The organism is Desmospora profundinema (genome assembly GCF_031454155.1).
GTDB lineage: Bacteria > Bacillota > Bacilli > Thermoactinomycetales > DSM-45169 > Desmospora > Desmospora profundinema.
This window is the reverse complement of the sequence record NZ_JAVDQG010000004.1, coordinates 195804-222091: the sequence shown is the minus strand read 5'-3', so window position 1 is coordinate 222091 and position 26288 is coordinate 195804. Positions and strand designations below refer to the sequence as shown.

At 53.0% G+C, this 26288-nt stretch carries 22 protein-coding genes; 5 read left to right on the top strand and 17 right to left on the bottom strand.

From position 1 onward, the window contains the following. Positions 1-85 precede the first annotated feature (85 nt). The 5 genes from JOE21_RS10100 to aceB all read right to left on the bottom strand — a co-directional run bounded on the left by JOE21_RS10100 (position 86) and on the right by aceB (position 6187). Complete coding sequence (locus JOE21_RS10100) at positions 86-1171, bottom strand: saccharopine dehydrogenase family protein (RefSeq protein WP_309865517.1); 1086 nt, start codon at positions 1169-1171, stop codon at positions 86-88. Between the two features lie 17 nt (positions 1172-1188). Next, a complete protein-coding gene (locus JOE21_RS10095; protein ID WP_309865514.1) occupies positions 1189-2625 on the bottom strand; it encodes an MFS transporter in 1437 nt (478 codons plus the stop codon). A 63-nt stretch (positions 2626-2688) separates the two neighbouring features. After that, positions 2689-3144 carry a MarR family winged helix-turn-helix transcriptional regulator gene (locus JOE21_RS10090; RefSeq protein ID WP_309865512.1) on the bottom strand — a complete coding sequence of 152 codons (456 nt, stop codon included), beginning with the start codon at positions 3142-3144 and terminating at the stop codon, positions 2689-2691. Positions 3145-3261: 117 nt separating this feature from the next. Beyond that, complete coding sequence (gene aceA / locus JOE21_RS10085; RefSeq protein WP_309865510.1) at positions 3262-4548, bottom strand: isocitrate lyase; 1287 nt, start codon at positions 4546-4548, stop codon at positions 3262-3264. Positions 4549-4573: 25 nt separating this feature from the next. Next, positions 4574-6187: a malate synthase A gene (gene aceB, locus JOE21_RS10080; RefSeq protein WP_309865507.1), complete on the bottom strand. Its 1614-nt coding sequence runs from the start codon at positions 6185-6187 to the stop codon at positions 4574-4576. A 377-nt stretch (positions 6188-6564) separates the two neighbouring features. Here aceB and dapD point away from each other — a divergent pair, with 377 nt between their 5' ends. From dapD to JOE21_RS10065, 3 genes are all read left to right on the top strand, one after another. Beyond that, positions 6565-7275 carry a 2,3,4,5-tetrahydropyridine-2,6-dicarboxylate N-acetyltransferase gene (gene dapD, locus JOE21_RS10075; RefSeq protein WP_309865504.1) on the top strand — a complete coding sequence of 237 codons (711 nt, stop codon included), beginning with the start codon at positions 6565-6567 and terminating at the stop codon, positions 7273-7275. A 77-nt stretch (positions 7276-7352) separates the two neighbouring features. Then, entirely contained in the window at positions 7353-8564 is a 1212-nt protein-coding gene (locus JOE21_RS10070) for an aspartate aminotransferase family protein (RefSeq protein WP_309865501.1), read from the top strand. After that, a complete protein-coding gene (locus tag JOE21_RS10065; RefSeq protein ID WP_309865499.1) occupies positions 8561-9700 on the top strand; it encodes an N-acetyldiaminopimelate deacetylase in 1140 nt (379 codons plus the stop codon). The genes JOE21_RS10070 and JOE21_RS10065 overlap by 4 nt, the downstream gene beginning before the upstream one ends. 232 nt (positions 9701-9932) lie before the next feature. Here the strand turns inward: JOE21_RS10065 and JOE21_RS10060 are convergent, their stop codons facing one another. Beyond that, a complete protein-coding gene (locus JOE21_RS10060; RefSeq protein ID WP_309865497.1) occupies positions 9933-10997 on the bottom strand; it encodes an amidase domain-containing protein in 1065 nt (354 codons plus the stop codon). Between the two features lie 516 nt (positions 10998-11513). Here JOE21_RS10060 and JOE21_RS10055 point away from each other — a divergent pair. Together JOE21_RS10055 and JOE21_RS10050 are read left to right on the top strand one after the other, a co-directional pair. Further along, on the top strand, positions 11514-13847 hold the full coding sequence (locus tag JOE21_RS10055) for a transglycosylase domain-containing protein (protein ID WP_309865494.1): 2334 nt from the start codon (positions 11514-11516) through the stop codon (positions 13845-13847). Between the two features lie 138 nt (positions 13848-13985). After that, positions 13986-14630, top strand: coding sequence for a lysoplasmalogenase (locus JOE21_RS10050; protein WP_309865492.1), 645 nt, complete (start codon positions 13986-13988; stop codon positions 14628-14630). A 36-nt stretch (positions 14631-14666) separates the two neighbouring features. Here JOE21_RS10050 and JOE21_RS10045 read toward each other — a convergent pair whose 3' ends face one another. From JOE21_RS10045 to sufC, 11 genes are all read right to left on the bottom strand, one after another. Then, positions 14667-16157 (bottom strand): flavin monoamine oxidase family protein, encoded by a 1491-nt coding sequence (locus tag JOE21_RS10045; protein ID WP_309865489.1) that lies wholly within the window; start codon positions 16155-16157, stop codon positions 14667-14669. 183 nt (positions 16158-16340) lie between these two features. Continuing rightward, on the bottom strand, positions 16341-17150 hold the full coding sequence (locus JOE21_RS10040; protein WP_309865486.1) for a DUF2935 domain-containing protein: 810 nt from the start codon (positions 17148-17150) through the stop codon (positions 16341-16343). Positions 17151-17300: 150 nt separating this feature from the next. After that, positions 17301-17648 (bottom strand): antibiotic biosynthesis monooxygenase, encoded by a 348-nt coding sequence (locus JOE21_RS10035; RefSeq protein WP_309865484.1) that lies wholly within the window; start codon positions 17646-17648, stop codon positions 17301-17303. Beyond that, positions 17645-18460: an ABC transporter ATP-binding protein gene (locus JOE21_RS10030; protein WP_309865482.1), complete on the bottom strand. Its 816-nt coding sequence runs from the start codon at positions 18458-18460 to the stop codon at positions 17645-17647. The genes JOE21_RS10035 and JOE21_RS10030 overlap by 4 nt, the downstream gene beginning before the upstream one ends. Beyond that, a complete protein-coding gene (locus JOE21_RS10025; RefSeq protein ID WP_309865481.1) occupies positions 18438-19427 on the bottom strand; it encodes a FecCD family ABC transporter permease in 990 nt (329 codons plus the stop codon). Before JOE21_RS10025 ends, JOE21_RS10030 begins: the two co-directional genes overlap by 23 nt. 37 nt (positions 19428-19464) lie before the next feature. Then, on the bottom strand, positions 19465-20418 hold the full coding sequence (locus tag JOE21_RS10020; RefSeq protein ID WP_309865478.1) for an ABC transporter substrate-binding protein: 954 nt from the start codon (positions 20416-20418) through the stop codon (positions 19465-19467). A 395-nt stretch (positions 20419-20813) separates the two neighbouring features. After that, positions 20814-22238, bottom strand: coding sequence for a Fe-S cluster assembly protein SufB (gene sufB, locus JOE21_RS10015; RefSeq protein ID WP_309865476.1), 1425 nt, complete (start codon positions 22236-22238; stop codon positions 20814-20816). A 15-nt stretch (positions 22239-22253) separates the two neighbouring features. Further along, a complete protein-coding gene (sufU, locus tag JOE21_RS10010) occupies positions 22254-22703 on the bottom strand; it encodes a Fe-S cluster assembly sulfur transfer protein SufU (protein WP_309865474.1) in 450 nt (149 codons plus the stop codon). Next, complete coding sequence (locus JOE21_RS10005) at positions 22690-23910, bottom strand: cysteine desulfurase (protein WP_309865472.1); 1221 nt, start codon at positions 23908-23910, stop codon at positions 22690-22692. The genes sufU and JOE21_RS10005 overlap by 14 nt, the downstream gene beginning before the upstream one ends. Position 23911: 1 nt before the next feature. After that, a complete protein-coding gene (gene sufD, locus JOE21_RS10000) occupies positions 23912-25213 on the bottom strand; it encodes a Fe-S cluster assembly protein SufD (protein ID WP_309865469.1) in 1302 nt (433 codons plus the stop codon). Between the two features lie 17 nt (positions 25214-25230). Then, complete coding sequence (gene sufC, locus JOE21_RS09995) at positions 25231-26019, bottom strand: Fe-S cluster assembly ATPase SufC (RefSeq protein ID WP_309865467.1); 789 nt, start codon at positions 26017-26019, stop codon at positions 25231-25233. Positions 26020-26288 lie beyond the last annotated feature (269 nt).

The window sequence follows — 26288 nt, the reverse complement described above, 5'->3', positions numbered from 1 at the left end:
TAAGCCGTCGTAAACGACTATTCCGTTTCAATTTATTTACCTTTGAATGATGGGTGATGGAAAAGCTGTTTCATGGAATCGTTGGTTAAGAGATTCGGTTTCCATTCACTCTCGTTTCAACCGAAACCACCCCATGAATCGAAGGCCATATGTCCTGTAACTCAAACAACTGCTCCATATGATAGACACCATGGGGAAATGAGGAGCGGGTAACCGAAGCGGCTACCGCAGCGGCCACTTTGGCGGTTACTTCAGCTTCATTTTTTCCTTGTACCAAACACTCTACAAACACATCCTGTTGATTCTTTTTACCCCATGCATCTATTTTCACCGCAAACCGCTCCGTTCCTACTCTCATCTTACCAAACAGCTGAACGGCCGCATTGCGAATCGGCCTCCATTTTAATAAACGGACCGCTCCCAATGCTCTCAGCCAAGCCAATAACCCGGTCACTGCAGCCGAATCGAAGCAAAGCCGTGTGGAAACGGACGGAACGTCAAGTGTTTGCGGAAGCGCATGCTGGTCCGAGAAATTAAATCGATACGCTTTTTTACGTCCCCACTCTGCTCCAAAAAACGTTTCTTTGCCGTCCGTAAAACTTTTGACCCATGTACGGTCTCCACCCTTCACCACTTCATATTCCGTATTCAGGTTATCGATCGTCCACTCGATGGCGGCTTTGCCGTGCTGGTCCCCCAAGCCCAGCATCACCGATATGTCGATGGCATCCGTCTGATCCATTTGAGAGTGGGCATGGCGAGCCAGCAGATTCGTCAGCCCCGGAGCGAGCCCCACGCTTAGTACAGCCGTTGCACGGCTGGCTGAAGCTTCTTTATGCAGCCGTTCCACCCGGGAAAGAAACGAATGATTTGCGGATATGTCCACATAATGAACCCCTTTTTCCATACAAGAGCGGACAAATGACGGATCCGTCTGGTCCACACACATCACAACCAGCTTAACCGAATCCAAAACAGATGGGTCGACCGTCTCCGTGATATTCAGCGATAACGGTCTGACCATTCCACCCGTGGCACGGCTGAATTGCTCCGCTCGTTCCCGGTTTCTTCCGGCAGCAAACACCTTACCTGGAACGAATTCACCCAACTCTTTGCAGATCGTTTGTCCCACATGACCATACCCGCCAACGACGACAATATGTTCTTTCATGATGATTTCTCCTTCATTTATGGCATAGGGTCCACTTTCAATTTTTTGTATCTCTTCTCGTTTCGCCGGTGTTCCGAGTAAACCACATACCCCAGTAAGAGTATGACACTGATACACATCCACCCGTTGATGGCAAAAGCCAGCTGAAAACGATCGAGCGAAGGGACCGCTCCCGCCTCTTGATTCATCGCTCCCAGTCCAATCGCTGCTCCTAAAACCATGCCCCCGTTCCGTGTTAAGGCGATCATTCCCCCGATTGAACCGACATGTTCCGCAGGAGCATGCAGCATGATAAAGCGATTATTAGGAGATGCGATCAGTCCCATTCCCCCTCCGATCCACGCGAGCACAAAAACAATCCAGACCAGTGGGAGTCGACCGAGAGCAAGGGCCAATAGAGCCATTCCGCCTCCCATCCCGCATAACCCCAAAAACAGTAAAGGCAACGAGCCGTAACGATCGGATAAATAACCCGCAACCGGTCCCGTCAAGGCCAACAGAACGGGATAAGCGGTCATGATATAGCCGGTGGCCGATGGAGAAAGGCCCGCTATTCCCAATAAATAAAACGGCATGACAACCAAGACGGTATGGGCCATTGCAAATGAAACACCGCTGATGATCAAGCCGCTGGACACAGCTGGAATACGGAGCGCCTGAAGCGGTAAAAAGGGAGCGGTTTGTTTCAACTCCCACAAAAGGAACATCAACAAGGTGAAAATGGCACCAGCCGCGATGGCAAGGGTTTCAAACGATAACCAGCCCCACGTATGGCCATTTGACAGGATGAATATGGCAGAAGCAATCCATCCGACAAACAGAAGCGCTCCCATCGGATCAAACGAATCATTTTTTCTTTCCCGGCGGTGAACAGGGATGGATCGAACGGCCAGCCATGTGGCAACAATGGCAACCGGAACATGAATCAAAAACAGCCATTGCCAATGAAGCCACTCCGCTATAAAACCGCCGGCGATCGGTCCGCTCATCCCGCCAAGAGCAACAGCGGTGCTGATCGTTCCAAGTGCCCATCCCCTTTTTTCCTTCGGCAGATAAATGGTAACCAATGCGATATTGGTGGCCTGAAACATGGCTGCACCGATGGCTTGCACGATTCGGAGGACTAGCAGTTCCGCGATACTGGACGAAAATGCCACCAGTATGGAGCCAGTGCTGAAAAGGACATACCCGAGGTTATGAATCAACCCATAACCGTAGCGATCTCCCAGCTTTCCCATCACCGGCAGCGCGGAGGCGATCACAAGCAAATAACCAGTGGTGATCCATTGAACCGTGCTCAGGTTTGTTTGAAATATTTCCACAAAATGCGGAAGGGAGACATTGACGATACCCGCTGTAAAATGGGAGAGAAAGGCGCCCATGCATATGGCGGTCATCATGAAGAACCGGTGGGTGTTCGTGAAAGTCTGATCGGGCCGCTTGAATGGACTCATCATGGATCACCAACAAATGTGTATTCCATATAGTATAGTTACTAAACTATATGGTTAAAAAAATTATCGACGCAAAAAATCGTTTAACGTCTCCACGCATTTCTCAAATATTTCAATCTCCCGCTCGCTTAATTGCCTGCGCAGTTCATCGTAAAATCGGAGATGCACTTCTTCGTGGGCCGCATTCGCCTCCTTGCCTTTTTCAGTGAGGGATAGTAAAACAACCCGTGCATCATGTGGATGCGGCGAACGTTTGACCAATTCTTTCGCTTCCAGACGGGCGACCAGTTGCGTAACCGCACCTTTTGTTATTCCCAGGCGTCTGGCGAGCTCGCTCATCCGAACGCCACCCTCAAAACCGATCGCCTCAACGGTATGAATTTCACTGGGGGTTAACGGTCCCGCTTTTCCAAAGGAATGAGGCTGGAGCTCCAGCCTGCGAAGCTGCATGATCAACCGACCCAGATGGCGACTTCCACTATTTTTTTGGTGTGATGGTGTATCCTCTTGTTTACTCATGTATTTAGTATAGTTCCTAAACTTAAAACTTGTCAAGCATCCAAATCCGCTGTCCCTCCCCAAATAAAACACCCCATCCGCGAAAAACGCGGATGGGGTGTCTCCAGATGTCTCTACTTAAGCCTTCGTAAATTGCTCTTCCTCCGTGGAGCCTTTGAGGGCCGTGGTGGAAGAGGTGCCGCCGGTGATCGCCAGGGAGACGGCATCGAAGTACCCGGTTCCCACTTCCCGCTGGTGGCGGGTGGCGCTGTATCCGTGTACCTCGTTGGCGAATTCCCGCTCCTGCAACTCAGAGTATGCCGCCATGCCGGTATCTTTGTATCCCAGAGCCAGCTCAAACATGCTGTTGTTGAGGGAGTGGAATCCGGCCAACGTGACGAATTGGAATTTGTATCCCATCTTGCCCAATTCATCTTGGAAACGGGCGATGGTGGCGTCATCCAATTTCTTTTTCCAGTTGAAGGAGGGCGAGCAGTTGTAGGCCAACATTTTTCCGGGGAACTTGGCGTGGATCGCTTCCGCAAACCGGCGTGCTTCTTCCAGGTCCGGGGTGGACGTTTCACACCAGATCAGATCGGCGTAGGGTGCATAAGCCAGCCCGCGGGCAATTGCTGTATCCAAACCGCAGCGTTGACGGAAGAACCCTTCCGGCGTCCGCTCCCCGGTTAAAAATTCATGGTCACGGGGGTCGATGTCGCTGGTGATCAGTTCAGCGGCGTTGGCATCAGTGCGGGCCACCAAAATGGAGGGGACATTCATCACATCAGCGGCCAGACGGGCGGAAACCAGGTTGCGAATCGCCTGCTGGGTGGGAATCAACACCTTGCCTCCCAGATGGCCGCATTTTTTCTCCGACGCCAGTTGATCCTCGAAGTGGACACCGGCCGCTCCCGCTTCGATCATTCCTTTCATCAGCTCAAACACGTTGAGGGGACCGCCAAAACCGGCTTCCGCATCCGCCACGATCGGGGCAAACCACTCCCGCTCGCTTTTTCCTTCGGAATGTTCAATCTGGTCTGCCCGCTGCAACGCCTGGTTGATGCGTTTCACCACGTGAGGCACACTGTTGGCCGGGTACAAGCTTTGGTCCGGGTACATCTGTCCCGCCAAGTTGGCGTCTGCCGCCACCTGCCAACCGGAGAGGTAAATCGCTTTCAAACCAGCTTTTACTTGTTGGACGGCCTGGTTCCCCGTCAACGCTCCCAACGCTTTGACATGAGGTTCGTTGTGGAGCAAGTCCCACAACCGGTCCGCTCCCCGGCGAGCCAGCGTATGCTCGATCACCACGGATCCTCTGAGGCGCAACACGTCCTCCGGTGTGTACGGACGTTCAATCCCTTTCCAACGCGGATCGTTATTCCAAGCCTCTTGTAATTGTTTTGCTTCTTCATTCCGGGTAGTCATCGGTATCCTCTCCTTTAGGTGTTGTTCAGTTGGCGGTACGCAGCCGCTCATAACCCGGCAAGGTTAAAAACTCTTCAAATTCATCCTGTTCCGTCAATTGGAGGAACAATGCTTTCGCTTCGTCAAAACGCCCTTGAGTAAAGGCTTCCGCTCCCCGTACATCCTCGATCTTGGCCAGTTCTTCCTCCACCACTTGGCGGACCAGCTCTTGTGTCACCTTGCGGCCGTCTTCCAGGATCCCCTCCGGATGGCGAATCCATTGCCAAACCTGGGCCCGGGAGATTTCCGCAGTGGCGGCATCTTCCATCAGGTTGAAGATGGCGACGGCACCGTAGCCGCGTAACCAAGCCTCGATATATTGAAGACCGACGCTGATATTCTGCCGTAATCCCGCCTCGGTAATGGTCCCCTCCGGAACTGCCCGCAGGTCTTCCGCCGACACTTCCACATCCCCGCGCTTCTTATCGATCTGGTTTTGGTGGAGCAACTGTTTGTCGAAAACCGACCGGGCCACCGGAACCAAGGCGGGGTGAGCGACCCAAGTGCCGTCGTGACCGTCAAGCGCTTCCCGCTCCTTATCCGCCTTTACCTTGTCCAGCGCTTCCTCGTTGGCGGCAGGGTCGTTTTTGACGGGGATCTGGGCGGCCATTCCGCCGATGCAGGGGGCGTTGCGCTTGTGACAGGTCTTCACCGCTAGCAAGGTGTATGCCCGCATGAACGGCACCGTCATCGTCACCTGCGACCGGTCCGGCAGGATGACATTGGGACGGTTGCGGAAACGCTTAATGTAGCTGAAGATGTAATCCCAGCGGCCGCAGTTTAAACCGGCGGAATGTTCCCGCAGCTCAAACAGAATTTCATCCATTTCGAACGCAGCCAGGATCGTCTCGATCAAAACGGTCGCTTTAATCGTACCCCGGGCGATTTTCAGCTCGTCCTGAGCGAACAGGAACACATCGTTCCACAGGCGGGCCTCCAGATGACTCTCCAGCTTCGGCAAGTAAAAGTACGGGCCCGAACCTTTTTTCAGCAAGGTTTTGGCATTGTGATAAAAGTAGAGTCCGAAATCGAATAATCCGGCGGGAACCGGTTTCCCGTCCACTTCCACATGTTTTTCATCCAGATGCCAGCCCCGGGGCCGCACCTTTAACACGGCCGGATTTTCCGTCAGCTCATAGCGTTTCCCCTGTGGACTGGTAAAGTCGATCTCACGCCGGATCGCGTCCCGCATGTTGATCTGGCCCTGAATGGTGTTCTCCCATGTGGGGGAGTTGGCATCCTCAAAATCGGCCATAAACAATTTGGCACCGGAATTGAGGGCGTTGATCACCATCTTGCGATCGGAGGTGGGTCCGGTGATCTCCACCCGCCGGTCGAGCAAATCATAGGGCAGTGGCTCGATCGACCAGGATTTGTTCCGAATCTCTGCCGTCTCCGGCAAAAAGTCCGGCCACTCTCCTTCATCGATGCGGCGTTGCCTTTCCATCCTTCGTTCCAACAGTTCCTCCCTGCGTCCGGAAAAGCGGCGGGCCAATTTGGCCACAAATGCGAGGGCTTCCGGGGTCAGGATTTCGGCAAACGCTTTCGTAACCGGTCCCTTTACCTCTAAGCGGGCCGGGGACGGTGATTGTGTGTTCACCAGCGATCACTCCTCATCCCGTTGCATTCTGTTTGAATACAGATTAGTTAACTCGTGTTGTATTATATAACAGTATGTTTAAAGGTGACAAGACTTTTTTCCGATTTCCCGCAAAAAAAGGCGTCGCTCCTATGACATTTGTTTTAGAGAATGACGGGTGATCCCTTGAATCTCCTCTTCTCCTGTGTCTATCGTGTTTATCTTAATCCGGAGTGTTTTGCCCATTCTGTCCCATAACAGAATCATCGACTCCACTGTTTCCCATCCCCTTTTCCCCCTCTTCCCAACTTTCGACCGTTTGCGAGGTTGTGCTATACTTGGATGGAAGCATGAAACCGCCAAGTGTTTAGAGCTGCCATAGAAAGGGTGCACGTAACATGAAACAGATGGATGCCAATCAAATCATCGAATTCATCCAAAAAAGTGAAAAGAAAACACCGGTCAAGGTACATATCAAAGGGGACCTCGCCGGGATCGATTTTGGTGAAGGGATAAAGTCATTCATCAACAAAACCACCGGTGTCCTGTTCGGAGATTGGAAAGCCGTAAAGCCTATCCTCGATGCCAACCAGAACCGGATTGAGGACTATGTCGTGGAAAACGACCGGCGCAACTCCGCCATCCCCCTGCTGGACATGAAAGACATCCAGGCCCGGATCGAGCCGGGTGCCATCATTCGCGAACAAGTGGAGATCGGCAAGAATGCCGTCATTATGATGGGGGCGTCCATCAACATCGGGGCGGTAATCGGAGACGGCACCATGATCGATATGAACGTGGTGATCGGCGGCCGGGGCACGATCGGGAAGAACTGCCACATTGGCGCAGGCGCCGTGATCGCCGGTGTGATCGAGCCGCCCTCCGCCAAACCCGTGGTGATTGAGGATGAAGTCGTGGTCGGTGCCAACGCCGTCATTCTGGAAGGGGTGCGCGTCGGAAGGGGCTCCGTGGTTGCAGCCGGAGCGGTCGTAGTGGACGACGTACCGGAAAACAGCGTCGTTGCCGGCATCCCCGCCAAAGTCATCAAACAGATCGACGAGAAAACCCGCTCCAAAACCGAGATCAAACAAGAGCTGCGTCAACTGTAACCCGTCATCTGAAAACGAACATCACAGGGGGCCGCCTGGGCGGCCCTTCTTTACGATGAAGCGAGGAGGGAACTTCCGTGTCCGATTGGCAAGCGCTGGACCAACAATACCTCATGTCCACTTACCACCGTCTCCCCATCGCCATCGAGCGGGCGGAGGGAAACCATCTGTATGACACGGGCGGCCGGTCTTACCTGGACTTGTTCACCGGTCTGGCCGTCAACATCCTGGGCCACTCCCATCCAGCCGTCATGCAGGCGTTGCGGCAACAGGGAGAGCGTTACCTCCATGTTTCCAACAAATTCTTAAACCCGCCCGCCATCCAGCTTGCACGGCGGCTGGTGGAAAGCAGCATCCCCGGAAAAGTGTTTTTCACCAATTCCGGTGCGGAAGCGACGGAAACAGCTGTCAAGCTGGTTCACAAATGGAGCCGGGAACCGGATCGCGCGCGGCAAGGTTTTGTCGTGATGGAAAAAAGCTTCCACGGCCGCACTTTGGGAGCCATCCGTCTCACGCGCCAACCGGGGGTCTATCAGGACTTCCCGCAACCCGCCATTCCCGTGTTCGAGGTTCCTCCCAACGATATAGACGCGCTTAAGACTGTCTGTGAACGGGAGCGCCCGGCGGCCATCCTGGCCGAGCCGATCCTGGGATCCGGCGGCGTGCAACCCCTGGAGAAAGACTATTTGAAGGCCATGGCGGTCATCGCCCGGGAACGGGGTATGCTGCTCTTACTGGATGAAATCCAGACCGGTATCGGTCGCACAGGCACTTTTTTCGCTCATCAGGCCTATGGCATCACCCCCGACCTCATTCTGTTTGCCAAAGGAGTGGGCGGCGGACTGCCCCTGGGCGGGATCCTCGCCAGCGATCGTATAGCCTCCCTCTTTCGCCCCGGTGATCACGGCACCACATTCGCACCTTCCCCCTTAAGTGCCGCCCTGGGACTGGCGGTGGTGGAAGAGTTGCTGGACCGCGGCGGCCTGGAGCAGGGCCGAAAAAATGCCGCCTATCTGTGGGAAGCCCTCTCCTCTCTTCGTGAAAAGCATCCCGATGTGATCGGCACCATTCGGGGCAAGGGAATGATGATCGGGTTGGACACCCGCCTCTCCCCGGAAGAAGCCCTCCGTCTGCAACGGGGGCTGTTGGAGGATGGTGTCCTAGTGGATATCGCGCAACAGCGCGTGATCCGCTTGCTCCCTCCGCTCACGCTGAAACCGGAGGAAACAGACTTTTTCGTGGACCGGCTGAGTACCCGCCTGTCCCGGATCGGGGAGGGGATCTCATGAATCTCCATCCCTTTGTGGCCGTGCGGCGGGAACTCCATCAAATCCCGGAGCCCGGATTTGAAGAAGTGAAAACGCAACGCTACCTGCTGGATTTCCTCTCCCGGCTCCCTTCCGATCGAATCGAAGTGGAAACCTGGCGCACCGGTATTATCGTGCGGATCCCTGGGCGCAACCCGCGCCGTGTCCTAGGGTGGCGGTCCGATATGGACGGTCTGCCGATGGAGGAGGAGACGTCGGTCGATTTCCGATCCATTCACCCCGGCCATATGCACGCCTGCGGCCACGATATGCACATGGCCATCGCCTTGGGGATCGTGGATGCCGTCGTGCACGAACCGATCGACGACGATCTGGTCGTTTTGTTCCAGCCGGCGGAAGAAGGGCCCGGCGGCGCTCTGCCCATGTTGGAAAGCGACGCATTCCGCCGCCTGCAGCCGGATGAGTTGTTTGCCCTCCATATCGGTCCCGACTGGCCGGTGGGCACCATCGCCACCCGGCCCGGCATCCTGTTTGCCAATACTTCGGAACTGTATATCGATCTGGTGGGTGTCAGCGGTCACGCTTCCCTCCCCCACCGCAGCAACGATATGGTCATTGCCGCCTCCCAGTTGGCCATGCAGCTGCAAACCATCGTCTCGCGCAACATCGACCCGCTGGATTCCGCCATCCTCACGCTGGGCAAGGTGACCATCGGTACCAGGCAAAACATCATTCCCGGCAAGGCCCGCCTGGAAGGAACGATCCGCACGTTATCCATGGAATCGATGGAAAAAGTGAAACACCGCATCCGCCAGTTGGTCAAAGGGATCGAAACCGGTTTCGAATGCGAAGCCCATATCGATTGGGGAGCCAACTACTGTCAGGTGGAGAATAACCGCGCCCTCACCCAGGAATTTATGGAATGGGCCGACAGGGAGGGCGGGGTTCGCGTCATCCCCTGCCGGGAAGCCATGGCCGGTGAAGATTTCGGTTATTTCCTTCGGGAAATTCCCGGGTTTATGTTTTGGCTCGGAGTCGACACCCAACACGGCCTCCACCACCCCCGGCTGAATCCCCAAGAAGAGGCGATTCCCACCGCGATCCGGCTGGTGACGAAATACTTGCGGTGGAGAGGCAGCCGGCCTTCCGAAGGATAAATCGTAAACACGAACAAGCGCAGCCTGCAAATCAGGAAGCTGCGCTTGTTTTCATTGTAGGTACCGCGTCACACTTTGAAACAGACTGCCTGTTTATCTTTACATTTTGCTTGGCGGTCCCCTCTTTATGAAGCCCTGCTTTCCTTCAATGCCTTCATGGAACGCAACCGATGTCACCCTATTCACATCGACTCTGGTTGTCAAACTCAACGTTCCATCGGTTGGTTTACCATCACCGGGGTTGGTTGTCCGCAGTCCCCAACTTCCAGCCATACACATCGTAGCCGGCAAAAAACCAGTAGGAAAGGGGGAAATCCCGCCGATCGACCGAATGTTGAGTCACAAAAATTTGACCGTATCGGATGTTGGTAATGATAGCGGAATGATCGATATCCCCATCCCCGTCCAAGTCGGCGTTGACGACATCGCCAATGTTTAATTCCGATAAACTCCGAGCAGGCTGGGCCCGTTCTTCCAAGTGCTTATAGAGACTGTTGGATACCCCCCAGGCATAGGACGGTTTGTCATCGCTGTAGTACCACCACGGGTCGTCCTTCCACTCAACCAAACCACCCGCTTTCATCGCTTGGGAGACAAAATTGGTACAATCATACCAACAATCGTAGCAACCGCCGTTTACCTGGCTGTAGTAACCGTACTCATCGTTGTTTCGCTTGTTCCACCACTGATAAGCGTAGTCGCGGGCTTTTTCACGGTTGTATCCGTTTGTCTCCTCCAGAAAAGCACCCTGTTCATCGGCATCGTCACGGTTTTGATCCGCATCGGCTACAGGAGGCTGTCTGTTTTCCACCTGCCCCTCATTCCCGTAAACCGGTTTCCCGATTGCCGGATCCAGCTTGATTCCCTTGTTTTGTACGGGCAGCAATGCCTGTAATTTCGCCCTGTCCTCTTTGGTTAATCGACCTTTCTTCGCCTTCTTTTCGATCTTTTTGATTTCCCTGTTTTTCAATTGGTTTTCGTACCGATCCACGGCTTTGGCCAGCTGGGCGACTTTTTCCCTTTCACCCGGACTGAGGGAAGCCAGGTCCATCGCCAACCCTTTTATTTCATCCCGATCGCTTGGATCTTCCAAATCCAGCTTGATGTCCAGTTTCCGCTCACCGACCCTCTGCTCCATGATCCCCAAGGCGCCGTTCATTTTCTCTTCAATCTCTTCCCTGCTTTCACTCCATTCTTCATAGTATGAAATATGGTTAAGAACGGGATCGTTATAGGATGGATCTATCTCCTCATTCTCTTGAAATCCATCCCCAAAAAGCTTCCAAACAACATCCATGTTGACTACTCCATTCCCATTTGACGCGGAGGCGGCATAAACATTTGCATTCAAAGGCAATCCGACCACAGCCAAAGATATAAGGACAGCGAGTACAGCAGCCTTCTTCTTTTCCAAAGAATCCGCTCCCCTTCTTTAAAATTACATTTCAAAAATATAAAACGCAGAGATAGAGCGAATCGTTTCAATACGGTTTATTTTTATTCGATTCATGCAATAAAACAGATAAACTATTAATAAATATACAGGCCGAAATCGGATCCAAATCTTGATAATATGCTTTTAACTGGGATTTTTTCATGTTTTATTCTCTCGTAATGATAGGATGTGGTAAATTTATTTGAATAAAAATTATGAACAATAAATGTTACCGTATGCTAATAAGTTACAACAGGTCACTTTCACCATTCCTCTTATGTCTTTTTATATTATAAAATGACATATGGACAAAATAATTATTTCGTGGTATATATGATAGCAATCGGTTCTATGAAAAATGGAGGCTTATCCATTGCTATGTACAACCATTTCCATAGACTTATCAAAGAGCGAAAGTGGTTTCGTTGGGCTTTATCCCCCGGTCTTAAACAAGCCGTTTATCACAAGAAGCGATGGATTTTCTGGACAACCGGTATCGTTGTATTCATTTGCACCTTTCTATTCCTTCAGACTGTCGTTTTGTCAGCGCGATCCATCCCTTTGGACAAAATGGAAGACTTTCAATCGGCTTCGAGGATCTATGACCGAGACGGCAATTCTATCGGTCTGATCGGTCCCAGCCGGGAATCGCTCCTCCTCCAAAACATCCGGTCGAAAGAGTTGCTGACCCAAACTTTCGTGGCGGTGGAGGATCGCCGCTATTACGAACATGACGGAATCGACTACCACGGACTGTTTCGTGCCCTTTCCAGCAATCTCGTAGAAGGAAAAAAAGCGGAAGGGGCCAGTACGATCACCATGCAGGTCGCCCGCAATACGATATTGGAAGAGCGGGAAAAGACGTACTTACGAAAAGCGACAGAAATCATGGTCGCCAAGAATATTGAAAATAGGCACAGCAAAGAAGAGATCCTGCAGGCGTACCTGAACCAGATCCCCTTCGGTAACCAAGTCGTGGGGGTGGGCATGGCTTCAAAAATCTATTTCAACAAAGATCTGCTCAAAGACGAGCTGGAGATCCATGAAATCGCTCTATTAGCGGGGCTGCCCAAAGCCCCGAGCACATACAACCCCTATATTCGACCAAAAGAAGCAAAAAAGCGGCGAAATACGGTGTTGATGATTATGGCTCGGGAAGGGTTGATCACCGAAAAGGAGAAGGAAGACTATCAACAGAGGGAACTAGGCGTAAATAAGCATTATTTAGAAAAGCACTTATCGATGGGAAAGTTTAGCGCCTATAAGCAATATATTTTGTTGGAAGCACAAGAACGGTACGGACTGGATGAAGCCGATATCACCACAGGGGGGTACGAGATATATACCCATCTGGATCCAGAAATTCAACGCAGTATGGAAGCCGCCATTAAAGACGACACCCTGTATGAGAAGAAGAAAAATATGGATGCCGGGGCCACCCTGCTAGACCCCAAAACCGGAGGAATTGTAGCCATGGCGGGGGGGCGCTACTATATGGGACCCGGTTATCCCCTTCGTTCCCTCACCAATATCCAACCGGGAAGTGCAATCCGGCCCCTGATCGTCTATGCACCGCTCATTCAGGAAAACTCATACACCGAATACACCAGAGTGAAAGACCCCGCCGACTTTCAATTAGGCCAATGGAAACCCCAAAATGAACAGGGACAGTCATTCGGCATTTTGTCTATGAGGGATTCCCTCGCCAAGTCCCTTCATGTGGCTCCCGCCTGGTTGATGCTCAACCGACTCGGAATGCAAACAGCAGTTCAGTACGGCGATCGTTTCGGTTTTCTAATGGAACCCAGTGAGAAACAGTCGGTGGCCGTCCTGTCTTCGGGAAATCTCATCCACGGAACCAATACGGTCCATATGGCACAAGCCTATGCCACCTTCGCCAACAACGGAACCATGATTCAAGCGCACGGGATCCAAGAGATCCAAAGTCAAGGAAAGAAACTTCAAGCAAAAAAATTAGAGAAAACACAACCAATCGACCAGAAGACCGCCTACTACATGACCCGGGTCCTTCGCTATAACGCAACCGTGGGTACGGGACAGTCGGCACAGATTACCGGACATGAAATGGCCGCTCTGGCAGGAGCCAGCTCCACCCAACGGGAGGCCTGGTTCATCGGATATACGAATCAATATGTGATGGCATCCATGGCGTTTTCAACAGATGGTAAAGGCCCGCTCTCCGGTGAAGAGGTTCCGGCCAGGCTCTTTCATCAAGTGATGGAGCATGCCATGAAAGAGGAGCCCGCCAGTGTACTTAAAAACCCCGGCGTACCCGAGCCGGTACCTCCCTTTGTGCTGAAGCCCGTCCACCTGTCCGCTGCAGACTATGACCCGGATGATCCATCGGTCACCCTTCGGTGGAAGCATGAGCATGACCGGGTGGAATATCGGGTGGAATCTTCACCCGACGGGAACCAATGGCAGCGTATCGGATCAGCCCAAAAGGGAGTTTATGTCGATCCGCTCGACCCCGATCAATTAATTGAAAACGACTCGTACTATTATCGAGTTGTTGCAATCGATTCTCTCAACCAGTCCAATCAACAGGTATCCAACGTCGTCAAAGTAAAGGTGACACCCGCTCCAACGGATGAGGAGGATGAAGAGGACTCCGATCAACCGCCGGAAGACCCTGAAGAAGAGGAGCCGGAAAATCGGTGGGAAGGCTTGGGGGATCACTTGGGGATTTGAACTCCGGTTAACGAAGGAAGGGTTGATTGATGGATCAATCCAACCGCTGCCATATATACACCATCCCCTTCGCCGGCAGTCCAAGGATCCTGAGACATAACGACCGCTTCCAATCTTTTACGAAAAGGGATGAGTCGAATGGTTGTACCCCTCTCTTTGACTGCCATCCTGTTATCCGCTGCCGGCTACCTGTGGGGGGGCGTTTATCGGGACCGGCCTTGGTGGCGGTATATGCTGAAGCCGGGAACGATGGGGTTCATTATTCTCTTGGCCGGATGGGGAGCGTGGCAGCATCCGGGAGCGTTTTCTTGGCTGATCCTGGCGGGACTTATGTTTTCCCTTGCCGGCGATATCTGGTTGATGCTGCCCCAGGACCGTTTCTTACGGGGACTAATCTCCTTTTTCATGGGACATCTGTGCTACGTGTTGGCCTTCTTGACAGAGGCGAAAGGAGGCCTGGTGATCGGAATTCCCGTTACGCTCTTTCTCATCCTAAATGCATGGGTGTTGCTTCGGCCGCTTGCACGGGGAGCAGAACGGGAAGGCGGAACGCTATTGCTGATCGCCGTCATCGCTTATGTGTTCGCCATATCACTGATGGTCCTCTTCGCATGGATGACAAAAAACCCCTGGTCCATCTTAGGGGCGCTCTTGTTTTACATCTCTGACGCCATCCTGGGGTGGGATCGCTTTGTCCGACGCCTTTCCTGGCGGGATTACGGCATTATGATCCCCTATTTTGCCGCTCAAACCTTGATTGCACTCAGTGTCGTTCTCGGTTGATCCACCTTTCATTTTCCGCTGAAAACATTGTCCGTTTCATCCCTTACCCATTAAAAGTGAAGGCAGATCATTCATTTCATAAGCAACCCGTATGCCCGATTCAATGGCACCCTGAATCCAAGAGCGAGCAGTTGTTGAAGCATGTTCACCGGCAAAATAAACCCTTCCTTCGGGTTTAAGGATGTTGGGAAACAGTTCGGTTTCCTGTTCCGGTTTAAACATGGAAAAAGCACCGGCTGAATACGGATATTGGCTCCAGTTATGAGCCACTCCTGTCACAAAATCAGGAATGATATTTTCGCCGTGAATCACCGCCATGTTTTTCAGGGCCAGCTGAAGCTGGTTTTCCTCAGACATACTGTCCCATATCAAAGCATCATCCTCCCATGTATAACTGGCCAGAACGATTCCACTCGGTTCCCCAAAACCATGGCTCGGGTAGTAGGTATAGCGGATCGGCAGGTCGGAGATGGTTTTTCCGCCATATAACCCTTCCTCTTCCCAAAATCTTCTTTTAAATTGGATTCCGATTTTTGTTGCAGGCACATAGTGAAGTTGACGAATCGATTTCCTTTTCCCATGTGAAAAGGAGTGGTACGGCTCCACTTCAATCGTTCTCAAGACAGAAAAAGGAATCGTGATAAGGGCAAGATCGCCGGTGTTTTTAAACGGTTTTTTTGTCTGGGGATGAACAGAATGAATGGTAACTTGGTTATCATGCTGTACAATTTTCGTTATCTTTTGTTCGAAAAAAATGTCCGTTTCCAATTGAGGGAGAAACGCCTTCGGTAACCGGTCTAACCCTCCGGTGATTTCATAGAAGTGAACGAGGCCGCTTCCAATCAGCAGGTATTCCCTTAATAATTCCGTGAAAGACAGTTCTGATATGCCTTCCAGGCCCGTAATCACTTTGATCATTTCAATTGCACCTCTAGATAAGGGAGGACCGACCGGGTTATGTATAAAAAAAGTATCCAGTGAATAAGCCTCTAATTCTCTCACTACCACATTCCAGTTTCTCTGTGGATCCCGGTTGACAAAATCGGTAATCGGTTTAGTCGCCAACTCAATTAACTCGTCAACCGTTTTCCCCTTTTCGTGAGGGGCTACGGGGAAGTTCAGGATATCCGGGTTTTGCTCATAAACCTTAAGGAGCGTTTTGATGCCGTTGACATAGATGCGGTCATTGGGAGTGATATTTAAAAACGGATTGATCGGCAAGCGAAATTTACGGATGTACTCCAAAGTCAAATGATGAATATGAGGAATGCGCATCGGGCCAACATCCAAGTACTGTCCATCCGCAAAAGGGGATCGTATGGTGAAGATCCGCCCCCCCACTCTTTCGGTAGCTTCCAGTATTTCCACATGGTGTCCGGCGTCCTTTAACAGAGAAGCGGCAACCAACCCGGCCATGCCTGCACCGACGATAATGATTTTTTTTGGAGATTGTGTTTTTTTCAGACCACGCCTGATGATGGAAATCATTTGAGAGTCTGTTAACTGAAAAGTCTTGTAAATGGCCATATTTTCTCACCTTTGATGTCTATTGCTTCATTCGTATTCAAAAGACTTGGCGCTGATGATTTTTTAAAATCTACGTTTGTTCCTTCCTTTGCTTTCCCAGCGATCGGGCTGTTTTCTGTCTGCGAAAAGCGCAGACGCTCATACCGAAAAGCCGCCATCTCACCGCTGGCGGCTTCCCTTCCTTTATGCCTCCCGCCGCGGCGATGCCGGGTCGCAATCCGGCGGACGCACGTGGGAAACTTGAGACAGTTTGATCAGATAGTAGCATTCCTCGCGAGCCATGTGATCCGCCATTAAGGGAGCCAATACACCCAAGGCCTGTTTGGTGAGGCGCATTTCCTCCAATTCAGCCAGAAATCGTTTAAACACGGCGATCTCCAGCTCCACCTGACTGTTGAATCGATCCAAAGCGGGGAAGTGATGGAGACAGGTCCGCATATATCCCGCTAATTCCACCGCTTTGATATAAAATTGTTCAAAGTGAGTCATAAATTGGTGGCTTTTTTTCTTCAGCCGTTTCTCCACCAAATCCATATTATCCTGAATCGCTCCCGCATGCCCCGCCGCATCCAATAGCCACACCAAGTGATGGTGAATCGGATTTTGCAGGGGTGGAACCTCTCCCTTGGACAGATACTTTAATACACGGATGTATTCCTCCACTTCGTTTACCATATGGTTGAGAAATGTGGGAGAAAGCTGAAGTTGGATCGATTCGGTTAAGTGCCTCTGGATCAAATGGAGTTTAAACGTCCGGATTTGGCAGGATGCCTGATGCGCCTCCTTCGCCAACGCGATCCATCCTTCCGCCGACAGAGCCTGCCTGGATTGATTCAGCAAGCGGTCGAATATTTCGATAAAAGCGGTTGCCTTCCGGACCTCTTCCGCTTCTATCGGGGATAGAGAATCCCGGATGAACCGGGCATGATCACCCAGAACTTGTAACCAAAAGCGGTGTTCAAACGCAGATTCCTTTTCAAAACTCGCTTTCAACTCCACCCCTCCCCATCCATTTCGTCATCCTCACTCTATGTAAGAATCCTGCTGAACATGTTTCAGCCCCGAAATGTTTTTCGGGGCTGAAAGAAATGAGTTTGAAAGGGGGAATGTTTACAATCCGTCGGGCGTTTGCTGTCCGCTCGGTCATTCCGCCAGGCTGTCTGAGGTCGATTCTTTGTCCACTGCGGGAGGAAGCCAATGGATCACTTCATAGGAGTTTAATTTAAACCCCAGAATCCAGTCGGGACGGTCTCCCCTGTGAGAACGACGAAACGCTTCACTTTTGGTCCACTGTTTTAAATACTTTTCCGAACGCCACAAGGTTTGGATGACGACTTCCTCCTCATCCGCCATCTGCCTCGTTCGCAAGATACGGGTTCCTAAAAACCCTTCTGCCTTCGCCAATTCCTCCGTGCCCTCATCCATCCGTTCCAAGAGTTTATGGACATGTCCCTTTCTTATTTTCAAGGTGTTCGTAAAGACGATCATCATGATTCCACTTCTCCCTCCTGATCCGGGGTGTGCCGGGCTCGGCGGCGGGACAGCACAATCGGTGTCGCCCCCTCCCAACGAATGTCCGCTTCCACATCGAACACGAACCGGATCAATGCTTCATCCAACACGGTTTGAACCGGACCGTCCGCCACCACCCGTCCTTCCTTCATTACCACCAAATCATCGCTGATTTGGGCAGCTTGGGCGATATCGTGCAATACCATCCCCACCGTCAGGCCCCATTCCCGGTTTAGACTCTCCACCAGTTCCAACACGTCTAATTGGTGACCGATGTCCAAAAAAGTCGTCGGTTCGTCCAACAACAACACATCCGGTTCTTGGGCCAAGGCCATGGAGATCCAGGCCCGCTGCCGCTCACCGCCTGACAAAGTGCCCAAGGGCCGGTCCCGGAACCGATCCATACCGGTGGCGCAAAGAGCCCATTCCACCCGTTCTCGATCATGGGAAGTTTCCGGACTGAACCAATCCCTGTGTGGCAACCGCCCCCAGGCGACCAAATCCCGTACTCTCATCTCTCCGGGTGTCTCCCGGGTTTGGGTAAGAACCGCCAACATGCGCGCCCGTTCTTTGGGCGCCATCGCAGTGGGGGGGATCCCATCCATCATTACCCGACCGGATGTGGGCCGGGCCAATGCTGCCAACAGACGGAGCAGGGTGGATTTCCCCGATCCATTGGGGCCGATGATCGATGTAATCGCACCGGGGCGAAACCGGCACGTGACATCCTCCAGCCGGAAGTGGTCGCTCTGTTTAAACTTCAACTCTTCAGCGACCAGCGGTTTGGGCATATCCGCTTCCTCCCCTACGCAATAAGTACAGGAAAAATGGCGTTCCTATCACGGCGAGCAAGATCCCCACCGGCAATTCCACCGGATCAAACCAAGTACGGGCAGCGGTGTCGGCAAACACGGTTATCAATCCACCCGTCACGATGGACAAGGGCAAAAGGGTCCGATAGTCGTCACCGGTGAACAACCGTACCATATGGGGAACGACCAGCCCGACAAAACCCACCAGCCCCGCCACACTGACGGCAGCCCCCGCCAGCCATGTGGCCAACAGAGTCAGGAGCAAACGGGTGATATCCACCCGGTGACCCAGCAAACGCACGCTGTCTTCATCCAACCGCAGCAAGTTGGCCGGTTTGGCTGCCCACATACACAATAGTAACGCCGGCAGTCCGTAAGGCAGAATCAAGGCAACATGAGGCCAGCTGCGTCCAGCAAGCCCCCCCGTCAACCACGGAAGAACCGACTGAACCTGGTCGCTGTGGGTGATCATGATCCCGGATGTGACAGCCCCCAACAAGGCATTCACCGCCACTCCCGCCAAGATCAACCGCAAGGGGGAAACCCCTCCGTCCCAGGCCAGCACATACACCAACGCCGCCGCCCCCAACGCCCCCAAGAAAGCGGCCGCGGGCAGCAGACCCATGTGTTGCGGAAACAGGATCATGGTTGTCACCGCCATCAACCCGCCACCGGCGGATACTCCGATAATGCCCGGATCGGCCAACGGGTTACGCATCACCCGCTGTAACAGGGCTCCAGAAGCTGCCAAACACATTCCCACCAACATTCCCGTCAACACCCGGGGCAATCGCAGGTCCCACACGATCCGGCGTTCCAACCCCTCACCGGAATAAACCAATCCTTGCCATACCTGAAGCGGAGACAAGGTGACGGAGCCGGCTCCCAGCCCCGCCACCCATGAAACCGCCAGCAATACCAAGGCGGCTCCTCCTGCCCAAACCACCGTCCTGTGTCTCCACCAAAAGTGGTTCGTAACCGGTTCAGCCACGGGATTTCTTCACTTCATCCAAGGATTTTTTCATCCATTCCACCGCATCCTGCAAACGAGGCCCCGGATTGGATCCGAAGAGATGGGGAGGCAAAATCACCACGTTGTCGTCCTTGACTGCAGATAAGCGGTTCCATGCCGGGTTTTTCTTCATCTCCTGTTTAAAGCCGGCTTTCACCTTCTCCGGATCTCCATGGGTGATGAGGTAAATCACTTCGGGATCCGCTTTAACCACCCGCTCCATATCCAGTTGGGCATATTGCGGGTATTCCTTCAGCTCCGGATCATCCTCGGCCAGATTGTCCCCCCCGGCCAAGCGCAATATTTCCCCGTTGAGGGAAGAAGGAAGAGCCGCCAGATACGCTCCCGGAGCACCATAAACCAACAAGGCTTTCACTCCGTTATCTTCGGAACGCTCCTCCAATTTTCCCAGATCGGCCACCAGCTTTTCCGCTTCTCCCGTTTTCCCCAGGAGTTCCCCGAACATTTCAGCCGAGCGTTGGAGGTCCTTCAGGGAATCCGCCTGGGTCATCAACACCGGGATTCCCATTTCCTCAATCGCCTGGCGGTCCTTTTGATTGAGCCGAGCATGGCCCACCACCACATCGGGATCCAGGCTGGCCAGCTTCTCCAGATTCACCTCATGGGCATGGCCCACTTCTTCCGCCGCCTCCGCCTCTGTCGGCACTACGGGTCCATTGGTGGCGGGACGACCCACAACCTCGCCTCCCAAGGCGTAGATCATTTCGGTGTCACCGGTGGTCAACGTGACGATCCGCTTCGGAGGAGCATCAAATGTCAGCGTTTCGCCGGAAAAGTCCTCGATGGCGAGTGCCTCCTCCCGGCCTTTTCCCTCCTCCCTCTCCGCTTCTGAAGCACTTCCACAACCAGTCACCATCATGATCGGAAATAAGAGTGACAGCCCCCACATCCACCATCGCTTCATCTGGCGTTCCCCCAAGTGATAATTATTCTCATTGTTCAATCCTTATTAATGATAATGGTTATCAATATCAATTGTCAAATGTTTCTTGGAAATCGGGAGCAGGTTCTATCGTAAAATCCCATTGGATAAACACAAAAAACACCGACTCCTCTCATAGCGAAGAGTCGGTGCCGTTCCACCTGATCAAGCGATTTGCGGTGTGACTGGAAAAACGGCCACATCATGCTGCTGGCATCGGGACCCTGGGGAGTTGGACCCTGTCTTTTTCCCCATCCCGGAATCCAATAAAATCAGGAGAGCCGACGATCCGAAAAAGGGAACGAGAATCCGGTTATTTGGACTTTAGTCAGAAAAAAACCGGCTCTCCCTTTTGGGGAGAGCCGGTACGTTTGACGTCAACCGATGGAACCTTCCATCTCCATCTTGATCAGACGATTCATCTCCACGGCGTATTCCATGGGAAGCTCCTTGGTGAAGGGCTCGATGAAGCCCATCACGATCATCTGGGTCGCTTCCTCTTCGGAGAGGCCGCGGCTCATGAGGTAGAAGAGCTGTTCCTCGGAAACTTTGGAGACGGTGGCTTCGTGCTCCAGGGTGATATCGTCGTTTTTGATTTCATTGTAGGGGATCGTGTCGGAAGTAGACTGATCATCCAGGATCAGGGTGTCACACTCGATCTTGGCTTTGGAGCCCGTCGCTTTCTTGCCGAAGCTGGAGAGGCCGCGATAGGTCACTTTTCCGCCATGTTTGGAGATCGATTTCGACACGATGGTGGAGGTGCAGTTGGGAGCAAGAGCGGTTACCTTGGCACCAGCGTCCTGATGTTGCCCCTTGCCGGCGACGGCGATGGAGAGAACATCTGCCTTGGCTCCCTCGCCTTTCATGATGACGGCGGGATATTTCATCGTTAGTTTGGAGCCGATGTTGCCGTCCACCCATTCCATGTGGGCGCCTTTCTCGGCGACGGCCCGTTTGGTCACCAGGTTATATACGTTGGGCGACCAGTTTTGGATGGTGGTGTAGCGGCAGCGGGCATGGTCCTTGACGATGATTTCCACCACAGCACTGTGCAGCGAATCGGTGCTGTAGATGGGAGCCGTACAACCTTCCACATAATGGACGAAGGATTCTTCGTCGGCGATGATCAAGGTGCGCTCAAACTGCCCCATGTTCTCCGAGTTGATCCGGAAGTAGGCCTGCAGCGGCACCTCGCATTTCACCCCTTTGGGGACGTAGATAAAGCTTCCGCCGCTCCACACCGCGCTGTTCAATGCGGCGAACTTGTTGTCCGAAGGGGGCACCACGGTTCCAAAGTACTCCTTCATCAGTTCTGGGTATTCCTTCACGGCGGTGTCGGTGTCGCAGAAAATCACGCCCTGGTCTTCCAGCTCTTTTTGCATGTTGTGGTAAACCACTTCCGACTCATACTGAGCGGAAACACCGGCCAGGAATTTCTGCTCGGCTTCCGGAATCCCGAGTCGGTCGAAGGTGCGTTTGATCTCCTCCGGCACCTCGTCCCAGGAGCGCCCCTGCCGCTCCGACGGTTTCACATAATAGGTGATGTCGTCGAAGTTGAGGTCATCCAGCTTGCCGGGCAGGATGGAGAACCACTTGGAGTTTTCGGAAGTCGGCATCGGCATTTTGTAGAACTGTTCCAGGGACTTCAGGCGAAAGTCCAACATCCATTGGGGTTCATCTTTCATTCGGGAGATTTCTTCTACAATCTCCCTTGTCAGACCGCGTTTGGTCCGAAACACGGAAACATCTTTATCATGAAAACCATACTGGTAATCCGAGAGTTCAGGCATCTCTTTGGCCATGTAAATCCCTCCTTGTCAGGATTGGTCGGCCGTTTTTCGTTCCGACTCCTTGGCGCCTTTCTCTAGCGCTTTCCATGCCAGTGTGGCACACTTGATGCGGGCCGGGAACTTGGCCACGCCTTGCAGGGCTTCAATATCCTCCAACGGGAATTGGTCGGTGTCCACTTCCTCTCCCTGCATCATTTCGGAGAAAAGAGTAACAAACCGAAGTGCTTCCTCCACCTTCAGGCCTTTGACCGCTTCTGTCATCATCGAAGCGGAAGCCATGCTGATGGAGCAACCCTCGCCGAGGAATTTTGCTTCTTCAATTGTACCATTTTCCACCCGCATCTGCAGGGAGATACGATCCCCGCAGGTGGGATTGTTTAAATCAACGGTGACGGCTCCATCTTCGATGGTGCCGCGGTTGCGGGGTTTTTGGTAATGGTCCATAATTACGCGCCGGTACAAATCATCCAAGGACATTGCCGAAATACTCCTTCGTTTTTTGTAATCCTTCGGCCAACCGGTCGATATCTGATTCATCGTTGTAAAGATAGAAACTGGCGCGAGCGGTGGCCGTCACCTCCAACCATCGCATCAAGGGCTGGCAGCAGTGATGACCGGCACGGACGGCGATCCCGTCGGCATCCAGCACAGTGGCCACATCATGAGGATGAACGCCTTCGATATTGAAAGTGACCGAACCCATGCGGCCTTCCAACGGGCCGTAGATACGCAACCCTTCCAACGCCGACAGTCGTTCCACGGCGTAACGGGTCAGGGAGCGATCGTGGGCTTCCACCGCATCCATGCCGATATTTTCCAAATAATCGATGGCCGCTCCCAAGCCGATAGCGCCGGCGATGATCGGCGTGCCGCCCTCAAATTTCCAGGGAAGCTCTTTCCACGTCGTCTCATGCCAATCCACATAATCGATCATCTCGCCGCCGAATTCAACCGGCTCCATGGATTCCAGCAAGGATTCTTTTCCGTAGAGTACCCCGATCCCGGTGGGTGCCATCATTTTGTGACCGGAAAAAGCGAGGAAATCGCAATCCAGATCCTGGACATCCACCTGCAAATGAGGGACACCCTGCGCCCCGTCCACCACCAGCACCCCTCCATGGCGGTGAACGATGGCCGCCAACTCCTTGACGGGGAAGACGGTTCCAAGCGCATTGGAAACATGAGCGATCGCCACCAGCTTGGTCCGTTCCGTTATGGTTTTCTCCGCTTTATCCAGGTCCAGCGTGCCGTCCGGTTCCAGTTCAAAATACTTTAGCGTGGCACCGGTAGCTTTCGCGGCCTGCTGCCACGGAATCAGATTGCTGTGATGCTCCGAAGGGGAGATGACGATCTCATCGCCTTCCCGCAATCGGCTCCTGGCATAGCTGGAGGCGACGAGATTCAAGGCGGTAGTGGTGCCTCGGGTGAATAGTATCTCCTTTATGGAAGCGGCGCCGATAAACCGGCGCACCTTCTCCCGGGCACCCTCATAACCGTCCGTCGCCTTGGTTCCCAGGGTGTGCACCCCACGGTGAACGTTGGAGTTGTACCCTTTATAATACTGCTCCAACGCCTCAATGACTGCAACCGGCTTTTGACTTGTCGCCGCACTGTCCAGATAGACCAGGGGGTGCCCATTCACTTCCTGGTCCAGAATGGGAAAATCCTTGGCGTAACGGTTCATGTTAGGTCAGCTTCCTTTCGATCACGCTGCTGATCCGTTCCTTTAGGGACTCAAAGGGGATCGTGTCCAGCACCGGACCGACGAAACCAAAGATGATCAGACGCTCCGCCTCCCGCTTGCTCAGGCCGCGGGACATCAGATAAAACATCTGGAGCGGGTCGATTCGTCCCACGCTGGCGGCGTGCCCCGCCTGTACATCGTTTTCGTCGATCAGGAGGATGGGGTTGGCATCGCCGCGGGCTTCGGGGTTCAGCATCAATACTTTTTCCGCCTGGACCCCGTTGGCCTTCTTGGCCCCTTTTTCAATCTTGGTGATCCCGTTTACGATGAACTGTGCCTTGTCTTTCATCACACCACGGGCGATGATGTCACTCTCGGTGTGGGTGCCCCAATGGCGCACCGTCGAGGTGATGTTGGCACGCTCCTCCCGTGCTCCGACGGTAATCGACTTGATCTGGGCGTTTCCACCGCTTCCCTTCATGTGGGTGGTATTGTCCGAGACGGTGCGTCCGGCATTGAGATCTCCGACAATCCATTCCACTTGGGCATCTTTTCCTGTGACGGTTCGGCGGTAGGCCACGTCCGTGGTACCGACACCGTGAGTGTGCAGGCTTGCCAGGGTCAGGTTGGAACCATCGCCGGCAAACACCTCCACCATTCCGTTAACGACGGCATCCGTCTCCTCATCCGATACAAAGTTGGCCACGATATGAGCCTTACTGTGAGAGTCCGCCACGATCAACAGATGTGGAAACGTTCCGATCCCCTTGCCGCTTGCCCAGAACAGAACCTGGAACGGTACATCCACTTCCACCTCTTTAGGCAGGTACAAAAATGCTCCGCCGCTCCACAAGGCGGCATGCAATGCCGCTAACTTGTGTTCATCGGGACGAATCCCGTCCGTCATGAAATATGGTTGAACGAGCTCCGGGTGTTTGGACAACGCCGTCGCCAGATCAGTAAACACAACCCCTTGGCGGGTCAGGGATTCCGGCAACTGAGCGTAAACCGGGCTCGAGTTTTTCTGGATCAGCAGACTGTCTTCGCCGTCAGCGGAGACAAACCGGCGGATATCTTCGGGCAATGCGTCCACGGAAGCAATCGCGGATTCCGGATTGATCGGCTCCACATCGGTGAAGTTCCAATTGTCAATCCGCGTTTTCTCCAGCTTGGGCAACCGCAGTTGGGAGGCGGCTTCCAATGCTTGGAGGCGATTTTTCAGCATCCAGGTGGGTTCGTTTTGAGATTGGGAGAGCTGGGTGACAACCTGGCGGTCAAAGAGTCGTTCCGTATTTACGCTCATATAAAACCCCTCCCGCCTTAAGCCTTGGACTCGACGGTTTCGTCTTCGATGCCCAACTCTTCTTTCACCCAATCATACCCTTCGGCTTCCAATCGTTCCGCCAGTTCCGGTCCGCCGGACTTCACGATGCGCCCCTGCATGGTGACGTGGACAAAATCCGGTTTGATGTAGTTTAACAACCGCTGATAGTGGGTGATGATCAAGAATCCGGTGTTGGGATTGCGCAGGGAGTTGACACCATCGGACACCACTTTGAGGGCGTCGATGTCCAAGCCAGAATCGACCTCATCCAAGATGGCGATGCGCGGTTCCAGCATCAGCAGCTGAAGAATCTCGTTACGCTTTTTCTCCCCGCCGGAGAACCCTTCGTTTAGGTAACGGTTGGCGAAAGACTCATCCATGTTGAGGGAGGCCATCTTTTTGTCCATTGCTTTAATAAATTTCATGATGGAGATTTCATTGCCTTCACCGCGTTTAGCATTTACTGCACTGCGCAAGAAATCGGAGTTGGTCACCCCGCTGATCTCACTGGGATACTGCATCGCGAGGAACATCCCTTTACGGGCGCGTTCGTCCACTTCCATCTCCAGGACGTCTTCACCGTCCAACTCAACGCTCCCCCCGGTTACTTCATACCGGGGATGCCCCATCAGCGCCTGAGCCAGCGTGGACTTCCCGGTTCCGTTGGGACCCATGATGGCATGGATCTCTCCGCCTTTCACTTCCAAGTCTACACCCTTGAGAATTTCTTTCTCTTCGATGGCCACGTGCAAATCTTTTATCGTGAGCTTGGGTGACGTCGACATCTCTGCATTCCTCCAATTTATCCTATTCACCATGTATGCTACGCAAACCGTCAGGTTGGCCCAACGAATGCTCGACCCATGAATAAGAATTCTGGTTCCACAACGTTCGACAACGCCTTTGGTTTGCAGGTGTACCGGGTTGTGATACGATAAAGATGATCAGGGGAAGGTTTTTAAACTAATTCTCACCTGATTCTCATTTCATTCTAACCGATGGTGTTTCCTGATTCAAGGTTTCCAAGCTTTCCAGATATATTAATCCTCTTTGT

Excerpts from the sequence above, each read along its gene's own strand:
- JOE21_RS10100 (WP_309865517.1), bottom strand. The coding sequence starts at position 1,171 with ATGAAAGAACATATTGTCGTCGTTGGCGGGTATGGTCATGTGGGACAA.
- JOE21_RS10095 (WP_309865514.1), bottom strand. The coding sequence starts at position 2,625 with ATGAGTCCATTCAAGCGGCCCGATCAGACTTTCACGAACACCCACCGG.
- JOE21_RS10090 (WP_309865512.1), bottom strand. The coding sequence starts at position 3,144 with ATGAGTAAACAAGAGGATACACCATCACACCAAAAAAATAGTGGAAGT.
- aceA (WP_309865510.1), bottom strand. The coding sequence starts at position 4,548 with ATGACTACCCGGAATGAAGAAGCAAAACAATTACAAGAGGCTTGGAAT.
- dapD (WP_309865504.1), top strand. The coding sequence starts at position 6,565 with ATGAAACAGATGGATGCCAATCAAATCATCGAATTCATCCAAAAAAGT.
- JOE21_RS10065 (WP_309865499.1), top strand. The coding sequence starts at position 8,561 with ATGAATCTCCATCCCTTTGTGGCCGTGCGGCGGGAACTCCATCAAATC.
- JOE21_RS10060 (WP_309865497.1), bottom strand. The coding sequence starts at position 10,997 with ATGGATGTTGTTTGGAAGCTTTTTGGGGATGGATTTCAAGAGAATGAG.
- JOE21_RS10055 (WP_309865494.1), top strand. The coding sequence starts at position 11,514 with ATGTACAACCATTTCCATAGACTTATCAAAGAGCGAAAGTGGTTTCGT.
- JOE21_RS10050 (WP_309865492.1), top strand. The coding sequence starts at position 13,986 with ATGGTTGTACCCCTCTCTTTGACTGCCATCCTGTTATCCGCTGCCGGC.
- JOE21_RS10045 (WP_309865489.1), bottom strand. The coding sequence starts at position 16,157 with ATGGCCATTTACAAGACTTTTCAGTTAACAGACTCTCAAATGATTTCC.
- JOE21_RS10035 (WP_309865484.1), bottom strand. The coding sequence starts at position 17,648 with ATGATGATCGTCTTTACGAACACCTTGAAAATAAGAAAGGGACATGTC.
- JOE21_RS10030 (WP_309865482.1), bottom strand. The coding sequence starts at position 18,460 with ATGCCCAAACCGCTGGTCGCTGAAGAGTTGAAGTTTAAACAGAGCGAC.
- JOE21_RS10020 (WP_309865478.1), bottom strand. The coding sequence starts at position 20,418 with ATGAAGCGATGGTGGATGTGGGGGCTGTCACTCTTATTTCCGATCATG.
- sufB (WP_309865476.1), bottom strand. The coding sequence starts at position 22,238 with ATGGCCAAAGAGATGCCTGAACTCTCGGATTACCAGTATGGTTTTCAT.
- sufU (WP_309865474.1), bottom strand. The coding sequence starts at position 22,703 with ATGTCCTTGGATGATTTGTACCGGCGCGTAATTATGGACCATTACCAA.
- JOE21_RS10005 (WP_309865472.1), bottom strand. The coding sequence starts at position 23,910 with ATGAACCGTTACGCCAAGGATTTTCCCATTCTGGACCAGGAAGTGAAT.
- sufD (WP_309865469.1), bottom strand. The coding sequence starts at position 25,213 with ATGAGCGTAAATACGGAACGACTCTTTGACCGCCAGGTTGTCACCCAG.
- sufC (WP_309865467.1), bottom strand. The coding sequence starts at position 26,019 with ATGTCGACGTCACCCAAGCTCACGATAAAAGATTTGCACGTGGCCATC.